The following is a 15,547-nucleotide window of genomic DNA, read 5'->3' as shown; positions in this document are numbered from 1 at the left end:
TTAGAACGCGCCGACTCGGCGGATCTCTGGTTCAGAGGTACGCAGTCAGCAGCGCTGCCTCGGCGCGGAGCTGCTCTGCTTTTTCGCCCGCTCCGTGGGAGTCCAGGTCGGTCGCGGCGTCCAGGCGCTCGGTCTGCTCGCCGGCGATGATGCCGCGGATGTCCTCGTCGCTCAGGTCGCGTCGCGCGGCCTCGGTGGCGCCTACGCCGACCGCGGCGCCGGCGATCGGTCCTTCGGCCGAGAGGGCAGTCTCCTCGACCGGCAGCGCCTCGGCGTTGGCGATGGCGGCCAGCGTGGAGCGGAGCACGGCTGTCGCCGTGGTGTCGCGGGCCTTGCGGGCGGTGAGGAGGTCGGCTCGGAGGCGAGCCTGGAGACCGGTCATGTCCGGGACCCTAGGGTCCCTGTGCGGCCGTGGGCAATCGGGTTTCCACCGGCAAATGCGACGTGGCGCCGCCCCCGGAGGGAACGGCGCCACGTGGCGTACGGCTTCAGCTCAGTGGCTGAGGGGCTCCTCGATCGCCGAGTGACGGTGATCGTCGAAGTCGTGACCATCGACCTGGTGACCCTCGTGGGCAGCCAGCGCGTGGGCCTCGTGCTCGGCGTGGTGGTGCGCCTCGCTGAGCTCCTCGGGGGTCGGCTTGTCCACGTCGTGGTCGTAGTAGAAGGCCCGGAGCTTCGCGCGGAACGACGGCTTGCCGTTCTTCTTCAGCTCCGGCTCCTCGCCGGCCCGGCCGCGGTCGCGGACGGTCATGGCGAAGGCCTCGTCCTCGGGAAGCGGCAGGTGCTTCTCGTGGTAGGCGCCCTCCGGCGTACGGATGACCGTGCCGGTCTCGTAGCCGTGCAGCAGCTTCTCGTTGTCGTGACGCTGGAGCGAGATGCACCAACGACGCGTGATGATGAACGCCGCGATCGGACCCAGGAACACGAACGCCCGCAGGAAGTAGGTGATCTGGTTGATCGAGAGGTCGAACTTGATCGCGATGATGTCGTTGCCGCCCGCGGCCCAGAAGCCCGCGTAGAACGTCATCAGCGCGACGAACGTGGCGGTGCGGGTAGGAGCGTTGCGCGGGCGCTGGAGCAGGTGGTGCTCGCGCTTGTCGCCGGTGATCCAGGCCTCGATGAAGGGAAGCATCAGCACGACCATCCAGGCCGCCATCGGCAGCACGATGACCGGGAAGAAGATGTTCCACGACCAGGTCGAGCCCCAGAAGTGCGACTCCCAGCCCGGCATGATGCGCAGCGCGCCGTCGGGCCAGCCCATGTACCAGTCAGGCTGCGAGCCCGCGGTGACCTTGGTCGGGTCGTAGGGGCCGAACTTCCACACCGGGTTGAGCGAGAAGAAGGCGCCGAGCAGGGCGGTCACACCGAAGGTGATGAAGAAGAAGCCGGTCATCTTGGAGATGTAGTTCGGCACCATCGGGTAGCCGACGACGTTCTTCTCGGTGCGTCCGGGTCCAGGCCACTGGGTGTGCTTGTGGTAGATCAGCAGGATCAGGTGAGCACCGATCAGGGCCAGCAGGATCGCCGGGATCAGCAGCACGTGGATCGTGAACAGGCGCGGGATGATGTCGTCGCCTGGGAACTCGCCTCCGAACAGGAAGAACGAGAGGTACGTCCCCACGATCGGGATCGCCATCATGAACCCGTCCGCGGCCCGGATGCCGGTGCCGGAGAGCAGGTCGTCGGGGAGCGAGTAGCCGGTGAAGCCCTCGAGCGTGCCGAGCAGCAGCAGCGTCGCGCCGATGACCCAGTTGATCTCACGCGGCTTGCGGTGCGCACCCGTGAAGAAGACGCGCATCATGTGGATCATCATCGAGGCGATGAAGAGCATCGCCGCCCAGTGGTGGACCTGGCGCAGCAGCAGGCCACCACGCACGTCGAAGGAGATGTCCAGCGTCGAGGCCATCGCCTCGGACATGTCGATGCCGCGCAGCGGTGCGTACGAGCCCTGGTAGGTGATCTCGGCCATCGAAGGCTTGAACCACAGGGTCAAGAAGGTGCCGGTGACCAGCAGGACCACGAAGCTCCACAGCGCGATCTCACCCAGCATGAACGACCAGTGGTCGGGGAAGATCTTGCGGGAGAGGAACTTGCTCAGACCGCCGATGCCGAGGCGCTCGTCGGCCCAGTTCGCGGCCGCCCCCGCCTTGGTCGGCTTACCCGCCGGGGCAGCGGCTTCGGTGCCGTTGCTGGCGGCAACCTTGGACGTGTCGGTGCTCACTGGCCGCCCTCCTTGTAGCCGTACTGCTCAGCATCGGCGGCGTGGTCCTTGGACCAGTCGTCGAAGATCTCGTCGATGTCGTAGGTGTTGCGCTCCCAGAAGCTGACGCCCACAGGCTCAGGGTAGTCCGAGAGGGCAACGAGGAAGCCGTCCGCGTCGACGCCCAGGGGCAGCTGGGGCAGGTGCCGGCCGGCCGGGCCGAAGATGACCTTGCCGTGGTCGGCCAGGTCGAAGGTCGACTGGTGGCACGGGCACAGCAGGTGGTGCGTGGTGCGCTCGTTCAGCGAGATCGGGCAACCGACGTGGGTGCAGATCTTGGAGTAGGCCACGATGCCGTTGACCGACCAGTTGCGGGTCACGTCGTTGTCGATGTCGGCGGGGTCCATCCGCAGCAGGATGGTGGCCGCCTTCGACTTGGCGATCTGCAGCGGCGCGCCGTGCAGGCTGCCGTCGAAGATCGTCGCCGGCTCGGCGTTGACCAGGTCACCGACCTCCAGGTCGCCCGGGCGGATCGGGGTGCCGACCACGTCGCGTACGACCCGCACGCCGGCATCCCAGACGGTGTGCTCGAGACCGGCGCCCGGGTAGGGCTGCTCCTCGGTGATCTGGGCGTTGGTCTGACCCAGGTCCCTGAGGATGACGACCGCCGGCAGACCGAGCAGGGCGGCCGAGCCGATCATCGCGTTGCGGATGAAGGGACGGCGGGCCATGCCGGACTCGTGGAGCGCGGCCTTGAGCTCGGCGACAGCGGCCTCGCGGGTCGCGGGGGAGGAGGCTGCCGGGTGGCGGTCCTCGGAGTGCTCGATGTCGATGACGAGCTTGCGGGCCCACTGGATGACGCCGATGCCGAGGAAGAGCAGGGCGAAGCCGAGGCTCGATCCCAGCGCCAGGTTGGAGGCGCCGAAGCCGGCCCAGACGTCACCGTCGTAGCCGGGCTCGATGGCGAAGTAGGCGACGACGAAGAGCACCGAGCAGATCGCTGAGAGGGCGAAGAAGAGGCTCACCTGACGCTCGGCGCGCTTCTCAGCCTTGGGGTCGACGTCGGTAGGACGCCAGTGATGCTCGTGCATACCCGGGTCGGGCAGCAGCGCGTCGGTGTGCGCGTTGAGCTCTGGGTGCGAGTCGTCGTGCTTCTCGATCTCGCTGAGGTCGCTGCTCACTTGGCAGATCCCTTCTTGGTCTGGTTGGTGCGCGTGGTGTGCGCGGCGATCCAGATGGCGAAGGCCACCAGGACGCCGAGCCCGACCACCCAAGCGACGATACCTTCGGTCACCGGGCCGAGCGCGCCGTTGTTGAAGCCGCCGTAGTCGGGCTGCTCCCTCATCGACTCGACATAGGCGATGACGGCCTTCTTCTCCTCCGGGCTGATGTTGCCGTCGGAGAAGGTGTCCATCGACTGCGGACCGGTCAGCATCGCCTGGTAGATGTGCCTCGGGTCGGTGTCGAGGATGCTCGGAGCCTCGCCGCCGCGCGGCATCGCGCCGCCGGCGCCGGTGAAGTTGTGGCAGGCGGTGCAGTTGGTCAGGAAGATCTGGCCACCGAGGGCGACCGCCTCCTCCCGCTCCTCATCAGAGGCGAAGGTGTCCGGGTCGTACTGCTCCCGGTCAGGGACGGCCGGGCCGGGGCCGAGGCTGGCGACGTACGCGGCCAGGGCGTCGATCTCGTCCTGGTTGAAGCTGGGGTCCTTGACCTCGACCTGGGCGCCGGGCTGGGCCATCGGCATCCGGCCGGTGCCGACCTGGAAGTCGACGGAGGCGGCACCGACACCGATCAGGGAGGGGCCGTAGAGCTTCCCGTTCTGGGTGGTGATGCCCTCACCGTTGGATCCGTGGCAGGTGGAGCAGTTGATCATGAAGAGCTCTTTGCCCTCGGCGACGAGAGCAGCGTTGTCCTTCTCCTGCTCGGCCTGGGAGGCCGGGGCGAGCGCGGCGTACGCGCCGCCGGTGCTCAACAGGGCGACCAGGAGCACGGCGGCACCGGCCAACGGGCGGCGACGGTGCCGCGACAGTCGACCGACGGAGCGGTTCAGTAGACGCACATTCAGTCCTTGGTCACTTGAGGAGGTAGATGGTCGCGAACAGGCCGATCCACACCACGTCGACGAAGTGCCAGTAGTAGGACACGACGATCGCGGAGACGGCCTGCTCGTGGGTGAAGCGCTTGGCGACGTAGGTCCGGCCGAGCACGAAGAGGAAGGCGATCAGACCGCCGGTGACGTGCAGACCGTGGAAGCCCGTCGTCAGGTAGAAGACCGAGCCGTAGGGGTCGTCGGGGCCGGTGATGCCGCTGTTGAGGGCGATGCCCTCCTGCACCAGGGCTGCGTACTCGGTCGCCTGACCGGCGATGAAGACCGCGCCCATGAGGTAGGTGAGGATGAACCACTCACGCAGGCCCCACAGACGGACCGCGAACAGGGAGCCCTTACGTCCGACCTGGCCGCGCTCGGCGGCGAAGACGCCGAACTGGCAGGTGAACGACGACAGCACGAGGATGGTCGTGTTGACCGCCGCGAACGGGATGTTGAGCCCGTCGGTGTTGGCTTGCCACTGCTCGGGGCTGACCGCGCGGATCGTGAAGTAGGCCGCGAACAGCGCCGCGAAGAACATCAGCTCGCTGGAGAGCCAGATGATCGTCCCCACGCTGACCATGCTCGGACGGTCGTGATGCCCGTGCAGGCGGGCTGTTGGAAGAGTCGATACTGTCGCCACGCCCGCCATTATGTCCTGCCCCTTTCCCAGAGTCTTCTTGGGACCCTGTGTGTCGTGTTTCAGGGTGCTGCTACACCTTGAGACACCGCTCAGGTTCTGGGTGTGACATGTGGCCGCAGGGCATGGTGTTGGCGCTAGCATCGGGGTGTGACCGACACCACCTCGAATTCACTGAAGATCCTCGTCTACAGCGACGACGTCGACGTACGCAAGCAGGTGATCCTCGCTCTGGGGCGCCGTCCCCATCCCTCCCTCCCGGAGGTGGAGTACGTCGAGGTGGCCACCGAGCCGGCCGTGCGCGCGCAGCTCGATGCCGGCGGCCTGGCGCTCGCAGTGCTCGACGGCGAGGCGGCTCCGGCCGGCGGGCTGGGGATCGCGAAGGCGGTCAAGGACGAGGTGCGCGACGCTCCGCCGATCGTGGTGCTCATCGGTCGTCCTCAGGACGCGTGGCTCGGCACCTGGTCGCGTGCGGAAGCCACCGTGCCGCACCCGCTCGACCCGTTCGAGCTGGCCCGGACGGTCGTGGGGCTGTTGCGGCCCGTTAACGTTGGCGCATGACGTCCGCGCCCAACTCCTGGCCCGAGGTCCTCACCACGCTGGTCGCGGGACAGTCACTGTCCGCGCATCAGGCGGCATGGGCGATGGAGGAGATCCTCTCGGGAGAAGCGACGCCCGCGCAGATCGCCGCCTTCGCGGTCGCGCTGCGCGCCAAGGGTGAGACCGTCGACGAGCTCGCCGGGGTCGCCGACGGGATGCTGGCCAAGGCCAACCCGATCTTCGTGCCCGGGCGAGTGCTCGACATCGTCGGCACCGGTGGTGACCGGTCCTTCTCGGTCAACATCTCCACGATGTCGGCGATCGTCGCGGCCGGTGCCGGGGCCAAGATCGTCAAGCACGGCAACCGCTCCGCCTCCTCCAAGTCGGGATCGGCCGACGTGCTCGAGGCGCTCGGCATCCGGCTCGACCTCGACGTCTCCCGCGTCGGTGAGGTCGCCGAGGAGGCCGGGATCACCTTCCTGTTCGCCGCCGCCTTCCACCCCGCGATGCGTCACGCCGCCGCCGCGCGGCGCGAGATCGGCATCGCCACCGTCTTCAACCTGCTCGGTCCGCTGACCAACCCGGCACGCCCCGCTTCCTCCGCGATCGGCTGCGCGGATCCTGCCGCCGCCCCCGTGATGGCCGGTGTCTTCGCCCGCCGTGGCGTCGATGCCTGGGTCTTCCGCGGCGACGACGGCCTCGACGAGCTCACCACCACCACGACCTCGCACGTGTGGATGGTCTCGCAGGGAGTCGTGACCGAGGCGAGCGTCGAGCCCCTCGACCACGGCATCGGCCGCTCCACCGCCGAAGACCTGCGCGGCGACGACGCGGCCTACAACGCCTCTGTCGTCCGCCGTCTGCTCGCCGGGGAGAAGGGGGCCGTACGCGACGCGGTGGTGCTCAACGCCGGCGCTGCCCTCGCCGTCCACGACGCCGGCTCCGGCAGTGTCGACGAGCGGCTCGCCGGGGGCATCGCCCGCGCGGCCGACGCCATCGACTCCGGGGCTGCTCAGGGCGTGCTCGACCGGTGGGTCGCTGCTACCTCGCGTTGAGGTAGGTGATCACGCGCCGGGTCGGCGCCTCGCTCGCTTTGCTTCGCGGTGGGCCGTAGATGATTACGCGCCGAGTCGGCGCAACCGCACGCCTCGCTCGCTTCGCTTCGCTCCAAGGCGTGCAGTTGCGCCGACTCGGCTACATCCGACGGGCTGCGCCCGTTAGTCCAGGCCGATGGAGAAGGCGGCTTCCAGGTCGACCTGGGAGTAGGTGCGGAAGGCGATGTGGGTCTCGGTCTCGAGCACACCGGGGACCTTGTTGACCTTGTCAGCGACGACGTTGGCCACCTCGTCGTGGGCACGGACGCGCACCAGGGCGATCAGGTCGATCTGGCCGGTGACGGAGTAGACCTCGCTGACTCCGTCGATGGCGGCCACGGCCTCTGCCACCTCGGGGATCTGGGAGACCTCGGCATTGATGAAGACGATCGCTGTGATCACGCAGGTCACGTTAGCCGATCCGTCTAGAGCGCCGCTGCCCGCCGGCCCGCACCGCCGATCGGGCAGGTCCAATCGCCCTCGACGTGGGCGAGGCGTACGCCTGGGGACTCGAGCCAGCGCAGCACCAGCTCGGTCTCCTCGGCGCTCGCGGCCGGCACCGGCCCGGGGGCGGCCAGGACGGTCTCGGCGCTGAGCTGGAGGTCGGCGACGTAGGCGTGAGCGTTGGCCTCTCGCGGGATCACCCCGGCGCCGGCGAGGCGCCCGTGACGGACCACGTGGACCGCCCAGCGGCCGTCGTCCTCACGCCGGATCGCGGTGAGGTCGGGCAGCCGGGTCAGGCCGGTGAGCCGCTGGGTGCGCGCGGCGGCGCGCAGGTAGGAGGTCAGCCGGTCGCGGTGGACGGCCGCCTCCTCGAACCGCTCCTGCTCGGCCAGGCCGGTGAGCCGCTCGGTGACCGTCTCGACCACCTCGTCGGGCCGGTGGAGCAGCGACTCGCGGACCCGCGAGACCAGGGTCGCGTACGTCTCTGTGGGGACGCTCTGGTCGCACGGGCTCAGGCAGCGGTGGAGCTCGGCGAGGACGCAGGGGGTCTTGCGCGGCAGCAGCGGGAGCCGGTCGGCGCACTGCCGGATCGGGAAGGTGTCGTGCAGCGCCTGGAGGGCCTTCTCGGCGACCTTCTTGGAGCCGAACGGGCCGAGATAGTCGGCCTCGTCGTCGAGCACCTGCTTGACCAGCGACAGCCTGGGCCACGGCTCCTGGGTGAGCTTGACGAAGTGCATCTTCTCCGGGCGTCGCGAACGGCGGTTGTAGGGCGGCTTGTGCTCGGCGATGAGCCGCAGCTCGCGCACCCCCGCCTCCAGCGCCGTCGCGCACTCGATGCCCTGCACGGTCGCGGCCAGCCCGACCATCTCACCCATCCGGGAGCGGGTCTCGGAGGCGGTGAAGTAGGTGCGTACGCGAGTGCGGAGGTCCTTGGAGGTGCCGATGTAGAGCGCCCGGCCCTTGTCGTCCTTGAACAGGTAGACGCCCGGCGCGTGCGGCAGGTCCTCGGCCAGGTGGCGCTTCTTGCGCTGGGCGGTGGTGACCTTGGCCGAGAAGACCGAGAGGTCCTCGAGGGTCTGCACGCCGATGTTGCCGAGCCGCTCCATCACCCCGTGGAGGACGTCGACGGTCGCGCGGGCGTCGGACAGGGCGCGGTGGTTGGGGGTCGTGGGGGAACCGAAGACCCGGGCCAGCGAGCCGAGCTTGTGGTTGGGCGCCTCGTCGCGGGTGACCACCCGGCGGGCGATCTTCACCGTGTCGAGCACCTCGAAGCGCGGCCAGGGCCGCTCCTGCTTCGCCGCGAAGTGCTTGAGGAAGCCGACGTCGAAGGGGGCGTTGTGAGCGACCAGCACACAGCCCTCGGCGAACTCGAGGAACGCCGGGAGCACCGACTCGATGGTGGGGGAGGAGGCGACCATGGAGTTGGTGATCCCGGTCATCACGGCGATCGAGGGCGGGATGCCGGTGTGGGGGTTGACCAGCGTCTGGAACTCGCCCAGCACCTCGCCGCCACGCACCTTCACCGCGCCGATCTCGGTGATCATGCCGCCGTTGTCCGGGCTGTTGCCGGTGGTCTCCAGGTCGACCACGCAGAAGGTCAGGTCGCGTAGCGGCCTGCCCAGCTCGTCGAAGCCCCGCTGGGCCTCCCAGCCGCCGGCCTGCTCACGCTGGCGGCGCGCGACGGCCCGGGCTCGCATCTCCTTGCGCGCTTCCTTCACCGCCGTACTACTGCCCATGCGAACACATTAGCGAGTGCCACCGACAGTCCGTCGCCACTAGGGTGCGCACGAGGGAGTGGCCACCTGACATGGGAGGTGTGGGTCATCGCGGCGAGAAACGGCGGCAACGACGGGTCCTCGGGAGGCAACGAGGATCGTCCCTGGGCGCGCTGGTTCGCCCGCTCGGGCTCGTTGCAGGTCGAGCCGGCCGAGGCCGGCGAGCAGGCCAGGACGCTGCTGAGCGAGGACGGGCACGCGGCGGCGCTGCGGTTCAACGAGCGGGTGCTCGACACCCTGACGGGCGATCTGGCGGGCCTGGTCGAGTACGTCACCGTGCTCGACGGCGCCAAGGCCGAGGAGGTCCTCAACACCCAGAAGCTGATCGACAACGCCTTCGCCCGGGTCTCCGGCCAGGGTGTCGACCGGTTCGTCGCCTGGCTCGCGGAGCTGCGTACGCAGGGCCATCCGGCGATCGCGGTCCAGGCGCTGCACGCCTATGGCAGGCACGCCGACGGTGACCTGGCCGCCGTGGCGACCTCGCTGGAGTCCGCCGCGGACCGGGTGATCCTGATCGCGGCCGCCGCGCTGCACCGCCCGCCCGAGGACGCGGCCCGGCTCGCGATCGAGACCGAGCACGACGCCTCCATCGCCTACGCCGTCATCCACGACGTACTTCGGCAGAGGACCGTCCCCGACATCGCCCGGTTCCTGCGGGCGCTGCACCTGCTCGGGGCACCAGACCTGGTCAACGACACCGTGAAGCAGTTCGCGGCCCCGTCCAGCGGTCGCTCGAACCTCGACAAGGCCCTGCTGTACGTCGCGCTGGACGCCAGCCCGAGACTGCGTGAGATCGCGCTGGACCTGCTCTGGCGCACCCTCGGCTCGGTCGGTGACCTCGGCCGGGCGCCCGGCCCCGCTCAGCAGCAGGACCTCGTCGCGGCGTTCTGGGAGCTGTGCCCGGGCGGCCGCGTGCTCGAGGACTGGTTCAGGCTGCGCCTCGACGGCAGCGAGAACGCCGAGGAGGCGCGCGAGCACGTGGTCCTGCTGCTGCGCGGCAGCCGGGGACCCGGCCGCGACAGCCTCCTGGCAGCCCTGGCCGGCGATGCGACACCGACGAACCTCAAACGCATCTGCGAGACCCTCATGGAGGAGGGCGACGAGGCCCAGGCGGCGATGCTCGTCCGCGCGCTCGCGCACAGCGGCCACATCGAGCGGATCGGCGACTTCCTCGACCGGTGGTCGTGGGCGCAGCCGTCCGCCGACACCGCGCGCAGGCTGCTCCACTGGGTGCTCACCCCGGCGGGCGAGGACCGCGAGCCGACGGCGTCCGCCGTCGTGGAGGGCATCGCCGCCTACCTCGCCGACGGCCACGGCCGGACGCTGGGCGAGGACCTTCGGCGGCAGGCCGCGACCCTGGTCCGGCTCCGCCCCGCCGAGGAGATCGTGGGTCTGCTCGGGCACGTACCCGCCCGGGTCGGCAGGCGCGGCCGGTCAGCCGTCGCCGCCGACGTCGGCTGGCGGCTGGCCGAGGACCTGCTCGTCTACCCGGCGCCGACCGAGGAGACGTACGTCGCCTGGTATGCCGAGTGCCTCGCCGCCCTCGAGTCGGCCGGGTTCACCGACGCGGTGCGGACGTCGTGGCATCACCTCGCGGACGAGGCGATCAACCGCCGTGGCGCCGGTCCGACGATCGCCGAGACCGCCCACCAGCTCCTGCGCAAGGAGCTCACCGACACGGCCGACCGGCTGCTGATCCGCTATCTCGACCAGGCGCAGAGCGTCACCCCCACCGACATCGTCGGCATCACCACGCGGCTGCGCCTGCACCGCTACCCGGAGGCGAGCCGCGCCGCGGTGCTGCGTCGTTCGGTGGGGCGGTGGCAGGACCGGGCCCGGGTCGACGCCGTCGTCGAGACCCTCATCGCCGCCGGCCAGGAGGAAGAGGCCGAGTGGGTCAGGGCCGGGTCGACGTGAGCCGGGTCAGCCGCAGGTAGCGGCGGCCGGCACCGACGAGGAGCACGAACGCGCCCGAGGCGACGATCATCACCAGGGCCCGCAGGCTCCACACGCTCCACACGGAGTCGTCGTCGATCCGGTGGCGGACCGCGCTCAGCAGCGTCAGCGCGACCAGATACAGCGCGAGCACGAGGAACGGACGGTTCGCCGGGTCGCGGGAGAACAGGCGCGCGCCGTGGTTCTTCGCGTCGTACCAGCCCAGGCCGGGGATCCGGAGATGATGGAGCCAGGGGAGCACGAGCAGGACGAGCGATCCCCAGGCGATCACCGCCACGCCCTTCCACACCCGGTCCCATGCCGACTCGTTGACGACCAGCGCGATGACGACGAAGGCGGCGTACGCCGCGAACGGGAGCAGCTGCTGGAGACCGGTCCCGAGCAGCTCCGAGCGCACCGCCAGGACGACGCAGGTGACCGCGTAGAGGATCAGGATCGGGATCGTGTTGAGCACGGCCAGGGTCTGCCAGTCGCCGCCCACCGCCACCAGGACCACCAGCGCGAGGACCAGGTTCACGAGCAGGATCAGCCAGAAGGAGTCGCTGGTGCGGCCCGGGAGCCGGGAGGCCCGCGGCTCGTGGAGGCCGCTGGGGACGTACCTCTCCGCGCTGAGCGCGTAGACCTCGCGGCTCAGCGCGTAGGTGAACACGATGCCGGACCCGATCGGGGCGATGATCGCGGCGAGGCGGACCAGCACGACCAGCCAGTCCAGCGGCGCCCCGGCCAGCGTCGCGGTGTCGGTCAGGCGTGCGTACGAGGTGCCGTGCTCGGCCCCGGAGCCGGCCATGTGCTCGGCGTAGACCAGCTGGAGGGCGGAGTAGAGCAGGAACGAGCCGACGACCGTGCCGTACACCGCCCAGCGCACCCGCTTGGCCACCTCACGACGGCCGCCCCGGACCTCGCCGGTCACGTCCAGGGGTGCCTGGAAGCCGATGTAGGCGTAGATCACGCCACTGGTGATCAGCGCGCTGAGCACGCCGGTCGACGTCGGCCCGGCAGCCGGCCCCGGGCCGGCGAGGGGAGCGGGGACGGCGAGCGCCAGGCACACCACGAAGATCACCGGGATGGCGATCTTGAGCAGGGTCAGGGCGGCGTTCGTACGGAGGACGAGCCGCCGGGGCAGCAGGACGAAGGCGATGATCGCCGCGGTCACCAGCACCGCCAGCGTGGAGCCGACCCGGGTGAGTCCGCCCTCGCCGGCCAGCGCGGGGACGACCTCGGCCAGCCCGTTGACCGCTGCCGCCGCCTGGGCGGCCGGGTTGATGGCGTACGAGATCCACAGCGACGCCGCGAGGATGATCACCACCAACGGGCCGAAGGCGTCGTGCGGGTGGAACAGGAGCCCGCCCGTACGCTGCGAGATGAGCCCGAACTCGACCATCACGACAGCGATGGTGAGCATGAGTACGCCGCCGGCGGCCCAGCCGAGGAGCGCGGCCTCGCCCAGGCTCTCGTGGAGGGTGGGCACCGCCAGGAGCCAGCCGGACCCGATGACACCGCCCGCGGCGAGACCGACGACCTCGACGAGGCTCAGCTTGTCGCCGTTCTCGACGGGCCTCTCATCCTTCTCCGGCTCGCTCGGGGCGGGCTCGACGGGCTTGGTCGAGACGATGGGCGCCGTGCTCTCACCGGGCTGGGCGGCAGGAGCCGGAACCTGTGCCCGCCGCATCGCCTCGAACGCGATCGCGGTCATCAGGCCGCCGATGGCGGCGACCCAGAAGGCCGACTCGTGCAGCAGCTCTCGAAAGCTCGGCGACTTGAGGGCATTGAGCTGGACGCTGCCGTAGATGGACATCACGAATCCCGCGGCGCACAGGGACATCCTGACGATCGCGTTGAGGGTGTGCCGCACGCGCTGGTCTCCCACTGCCGATGATTCGAATGTCCGCAGAACCTATCGAATCAGGTGGGTTCGGCGCAGGAACCCTGCGTGATCAACCCAGCAGCGGCGAGAGCGAGGAGAGCGGCACGGTGCGGGCGCCGGCGCGGCGTACGTCCTTGACGACCTCGGCGTCGTCGGTGGCGACCAGGATGACGCGGCCGGCGGGCTCGGCGTCGACGAGGTCGCGGATGACGTCGTCGGCGATGACGCCCTCGGGGGAGAAGAGGACCTTGACGCCGCGGGGAGGCACCGCGGTGGGACGAACGGATGCGGAGTGGGCGTCGAAGACGACGGTCGTCTCGGCGCCGGTGCGGGCGGCGATCGGCGCGATCCCCCGCAGCAGCCGCAGCCGCTGGGCATCGAGCGCCGAGTCGGGCCACAGCGCCTTGGAGACGTTGTAGCCGTCGACGATCAGCCGGACCCGCGGCATCGCCAGGAACTGCTCGAGGTGGGCGCTGCTGGTGACCCCGGCACCGGCAGCGGCGTCCGCGGAGGCCAGCTCGGCCTCCACCCGCTCGCCCGGGGTGCCGGTGACCGGCGGCAGCGCCAGCTCGCGACGCAGGCCTCCGGCCGCGTCGAGCAGCGTGTCGAGCAGGAACCGGGCGCGCAGCGAGGCGTCCTCCCGGTCCGTCTTGGACGTACGCCGCTCGGCGGCGGCCTCGCGCTCCAGCTTGTCGATCTGGCTGCGGAGCTGCCGCAGCTGGCGATCGCGTGCGGCGAGCTCGTCCTCGGCGCGGGCGAGCGCCGTGCGGGCCTCGCTGAGGGCCTCGTCCAGCCCGGTGCCGGCCTCGCGGGCCGCGGCCCGGGCCTCGCCGAGCTTGCGTCGCAGGGTGGTGTTGTCGGCCTTGAGGTCGTCGAGGCGGGCCTTGCGGTCGGCACGCACCTCGCGGAGCTCGTCCTCGGCCGCGCTGAGCTTGCCGCGCAGGCGGGCCACCTCGGCGTCGACCACCGGCACCGCGGCGGCGTCGAGCCGGTCCAGGGCCTCCTTGAGGGAGACCTCCCAGCCGTCGGGGCGGATGAGCCAGGCGACCGCGGCCGCCTCGGCCGGGTCCTCGGGGAGGACGACGTCGTCGGCGGAGCCCTCGGGGACGTACGCCGGGCGCAGCTGGCTCCCGACCTTCTCCCGGACCTCCTCGTCGCTCTCGAGCACCGAGGCGATCATCGCGCCGCCCGCCTTGGCGCGCCGGGCCGGCGCGAAGTCGGCGATCCGCTTGAGCGCGGGCGGCAGGCGCACCACGTCGGGAAGCACCCCGGCCGTGAGCGCGACGATGCGCCCCCGGACCGTGTCGGGGAGCGTCGCGTACGCGGAGACCTCCATGTTCCAAGTGTAGGGACCCGGGCCGCGATCGCCGCCTTGAATACCGCGCTGCGATGGTGGTGACACGCCGGAGGCAACCGGACGAAAGCAAAAATGTCGGTGCTCGGTGAGACCGTCACAACATGACGACGAGAATCGACTGTGACACCTGCCTCGTGCGGGGACTGGCGTGCCACGACTGCGTGGTCACCGTGCTTCTGGGGCCGCCTCCGGAGCTGACCATCGAGGACGACGAGCGCCGGGCGCTCGACGTGCTGGCCGAGGGTGGACTGGTCCCGCCGCTGCGCATGGTGGAAGGGATGTAGCCGAACTTTTGGGCGTGGGTGGTTGGCAGGTGGGGGATGGCGTCGGCTAGTGTGCGCAGGAACTTGGCGCTCGTGGGAGTGGGTCAACCGGCCCACGCGGGTGTCGCGCTTAGTCCAGGCCCGCTTCGGGGCGGGCCAGGAGCCGGGGAACCACACCGATCATCTGGGGTGTATCCGCCGCAAGAGCGATCCGGGAGACCGGATCGAGGAGCGGTGGTAGGGCAGGTCGTGCCTGAACCCGTCAGCTCACCCGGTAGGCGTCAACGACTACACACAAGGAGACCGTCCGCTCGTGACACGCGACCGGAAGCGACTCATTGCCGGAGCAGCCGGCATCGCCGCCATCGGTGTCGCCGGGATCATTCCCGCAGCGACCCCCGCCCAGGCAGACCCTGACATCGACGACGTTCGCAAGAAGGTCGACAAGCTCTACACCCAGGCCGAGGCGGCCAACGAGGACTACAGCAACGCCAAGCTGCGGCTTCAGGACCTCAAGGACCAGCTCGAGGACCTCAGCTCCGACGAGAAGCGTCAGAGCAAGGAGCTCGACAAGATCCGCGCCGAGCTCCGTGACTCCGTGCTGCGGCAGTTCGAGGGCTCAGACGTCTCTGCCGTCGGCCAGGTGATCACCTCCGACGACCCGCAGGAGTTCCTCGCCGGTCTGTCCACCGTCTCGTCCTACAACGCTCTGCAGGCCGACCTGCTGGCTCGGTACAACACCGAGGCGGAGGCCCTCCAGGTGCGCCGCGAGGCCACCGAGGACGCCAAGGCCCAGGTGAGCAAGGTCAAGACGACCATGCAGCAGAAGAAGAGCGAGATCGACAAGAAGTACGAGGCGGCTCAGGCCGAGCTCGACGAGCTGGAGGCCGACGAGCTCGAAGAGTTCCAGTCGACCGACACCAGCATCCCGGGCAACCTGCCCTCGCCGTCGGGTCGTGCCAAGATCGCCGTCGACTACGCGCTCGCCCAGGTCGGCGACGGCTACGTCTACGGCGCCACCGGCACCTCGACCTGGGACTGCTCCGGCCTCACCATGGGTGCCTGGGGCCAGGCCGGTGTCGGGCTCCCGCACTCCTCCTCGGCGCAGTACAGCAGCGGCCCCTCGGTCCCGCGCGACCAGCTCGCCCCCGGCGACCTGGTCTTCTACTACAGCCCGATCAGCCACGTCGGCATGTACATCGGCAACGGCATGATCGTGCACGCGTCCAACCCGAGCACCGGTGTGAAGGTCTCCCCGATGGACGAGATGCCCTACACGGGCGCCGTCCGCCCGGGGTGAGTTTGACCCAGGACCCCGAAGAGGCCGA

14 protein-coding genes and 1 riboswitch are annotated in these 15,547 nt (G+C 70.1%); of the genes, 5 read left to right on the top strand and 9 right to left on the bottom strand.

Annotation, left to right across the window (positions count from 1 at the left end; genetic code table 11):
* Positions 1-31: 31 nt before the first annotated feature.
* The 5 genes from ACIRON_RS04340 to ACIRON_RS04320 all read right to left on the bottom strand — a co-directional run bounded on the left by ACIRON_RS04340 (position 32) and on the right by ACIRON_RS04320 (position 4,938).
* Positions 32-382 (bottom strand): hypothetical protein, encoded by a 351-nt coding sequence (locus tag ACIRON_RS04340; protein ID WP_402989414.1) that lies wholly within the window; start codon positions 380-382, stop codon positions 32-34.
* A 111-nt stretch (positions 383-493) separates the two neighbouring features.
* Positions 494-2,221, bottom strand: coding sequence for a cytochrome bc complex cytochrome b subunit (locus ACIRON_RS04335; RefSeq protein ID WP_402989411.1), 1,728 nt, complete (start codon positions 2,219-2,221; stop codon positions 494-496).
* Complete coding sequence (locus tag ACIRON_RS04330) at positions 2,218-3,381, bottom strand: ubiquinol-cytochrome c reductase iron-sulfur subunit (RefSeq protein ID WP_091049956.1); 1,164 nt, start codon at positions 3,379-3,381, stop codon at positions 2,218-2,220. Before ACIRON_RS04330 ends, ACIRON_RS04335 begins: the two co-directional genes overlap by 4 nt.
* Positions 3,378-4,259, bottom strand: coding sequence for a c-type cytochrome (locus tag ACIRON_RS04325; RefSeq protein WP_378729141.1), 882 nt, complete (start codon positions 4,257-4,259; stop codon positions 3,378-3,380). The genes ACIRON_RS04330 and ACIRON_RS04325 overlap by 4 nt, the downstream gene beginning before the upstream one ends.
* A gap of 13 nt (positions 4,260-4,272) precedes the next feature.
* Entirely contained in the window at positions 4,273-4,938 is a 666-nt protein-coding gene (locus ACIRON_RS04320; RefSeq protein WP_091049962.1) for a heme-copper oxidase subunit III, read from the bottom strand.
* Positions 4,939-5,076: 138 nt separating this feature from the next.
* On the opposite strand from ACIRON_RS04320, the gene ACIRON_RS04315 reads away from it, so the two are divergent.
* A complete protein-coding gene (locus ACIRON_RS04315; RefSeq protein ID WP_091049965.1) occupies positions 5,077-5,487 on the top strand; it encodes a hypothetical protein in 411 nt (136 codons plus the stop codon).
* On the top strand, positions 5,484-6,521 hold the full coding sequence (gene trpD, locus ACIRON_RS04310; protein ID WP_402989406.1) for an anthranilate phosphoribosyltransferase: 1,038 nt from the start codon (positions 5,484-5,486) through the stop codon (positions 6,519-6,521). The genes ACIRON_RS04315 and trpD overlap by 4 nt, the downstream gene beginning before the upstream one ends.
* A 162-nt stretch (positions 6,522-6,683) precedes the next feature.
* Here the strand turns inward: trpD and ACIRON_RS04305 are convergent, their stop codons facing one another.
* Both ACIRON_RS04305 and ACIRON_RS04300 read right to left on the bottom strand, forming a co-directional pair.
* Complete coding sequence (locus ACIRON_RS04305; protein WP_402989403.1) at positions 6,684-6,962, bottom strand: Lrp/AsnC family transcriptional regulator; 279 nt, start codon at positions 6,960-6,962, stop codon at positions 6,684-6,686.
* Positions 6,963-6,985: 23 nt separating this feature from the next.
* Positions 6,986-8,701, bottom strand: coding sequence for a DEDD exonuclease domain-containing protein (locus tag ACIRON_RS04300; RefSeq protein WP_402989948.1), 1,716 nt, complete (start codon positions 8,699-8,701; stop codon positions 6,986-6,988).
* A gap of 117 nt (positions 8,702-8,818) precedes the next feature.
* Here ACIRON_RS04300 and ACIRON_RS04295 point away from each other — a divergent pair, with 117 nt between their 5' ends.
* Entirely contained in the window at positions 8,819-10,696 is a 1,878-nt protein-coding gene (locus ACIRON_RS04295) for a hypothetical protein (protein ID WP_402989400.1), read from the top strand.
* On the opposite strand, the gene ACIRON_RS04290 is transcribed toward ACIRON_RS04295, so the two are convergent.
* Both ACIRON_RS04290 and ACIRON_RS04285 read right to left on the bottom strand, forming a co-directional pair.
* The gene (locus tag ACIRON_RS04290) at positions 10,677-12,602 is read right to left on the bottom strand and encodes an APC family permease (RefSeq protein WP_402989397.1); all 1,926 of its coding nucleotides are present in this window, start codon (positions 12,600-12,602) and stop codon (positions 10,677-10,679) included. The genes ACIRON_RS04295 and ACIRON_RS04290 overlap by 20 nt on opposite strands.
* A gap of 67 nt (positions 12,603-12,669) precedes the next feature.
* On the bottom strand, positions 12,670-13,935 hold the full coding sequence (locus ACIRON_RS04285) for an NYN domain-containing protein (protein ID WP_402989394.1): 1,266 nt from the start codon (positions 13,933-13,935) through the stop codon (positions 12,670-12,672).
* 122 nt (positions 13,936-14,057) lie between these two features.
* On the opposite strand from ACIRON_RS04285, the gene ACIRON_RS04280 reads away from it, so the two are divergent.
* Both ACIRON_RS04280 and ACIRON_RS04275 read left to right on the top strand, forming a co-directional pair.
* Positions 14,058-14,240 (top strand): hypothetical protein, encoded by a 183-nt coding sequence (locus tag ACIRON_RS04280; protein WP_091049976.1) that lies wholly within the window; start codon positions 14,058-14,060, stop codon positions 14,238-14,240.
* 96 nt (positions 14,241-14,336) lie between these two features.
* A riboswitch (cyclic di-AMP (ydaO/yuaA leader) is annotated at positions 14,337-14,515 on the top strand.
* A gap of 17 nt (positions 14,516-14,532) precedes the next feature.
* Positions 14,533-15,519, top strand: coding sequence for an NlpC/P60 family protein (locus ACIRON_RS04275; protein WP_402989391.1), 987 nt, complete (start codon positions 14,533-14,535; stop codon positions 15,517-15,519).
* Positions 15,520-15,547: the final 28 nt, after the last annotated feature.

Origin of the sequence: Nocardioides sp. NPDC101246 (assembly GCF_044767415.1) — a bacterium.
Taxonomy (GTDB): domain Bacteria; phylum Actinomycetota; class Actinomycetes; order Propionibacteriales; family Nocardioidaceae; genus Nocardioides.
Note: the sequence above shows the minus strand (reverse complement) of the source record. Positions and strands in the feature narration are given on the sequence as shown.

Excerpts from the sequence above, each read along its gene's own strand:
- ACIRON_RS04320 (WP_091049962.1), bottom strand. The coding sequence starts at position 4,938 with ATGGCGGGCGTGGCGACAGTATCGACTCTTCCAACAGCCCGCCTGCAC.
- trpD (WP_402989406.1), top strand. The coding sequence starts at position 5,484 with ATGACGTCCGCGCCCAACTCCTGGCCCGAGGTCCTCACCACGCTGGTC.
- ACIRON_RS04300 (WP_402989948.1), bottom strand. The coding sequence starts at position 8,701 with ATGCGAGCCCGGGCCGTCGCGCGCCGCCAGCGTGAGCAGGCCGGCGGC.
- ACIRON_RS04280 (WP_091049976.1), top strand. The coding sequence starts at position 14,058 with ATGACGACGAGAATCGACTGTGACACCTGCCTCGTGCGGGGACTGGCG.
- ACIRON_RS04285 (WP_402989394.1), bottom strand. The coding sequence starts at position 13,935 with ATGGAGGTCTCCGCGTACGCGACGCTCCCCGACACGGTCCGGGGGCGC.
- ACIRON_RS04340 (WP_402989414.1), bottom strand. The coding sequence starts at position 382 with ATGACCGGTCTCCAGGCTCGCCTCCGAGCCGACCTCCTCACCGCCCGC.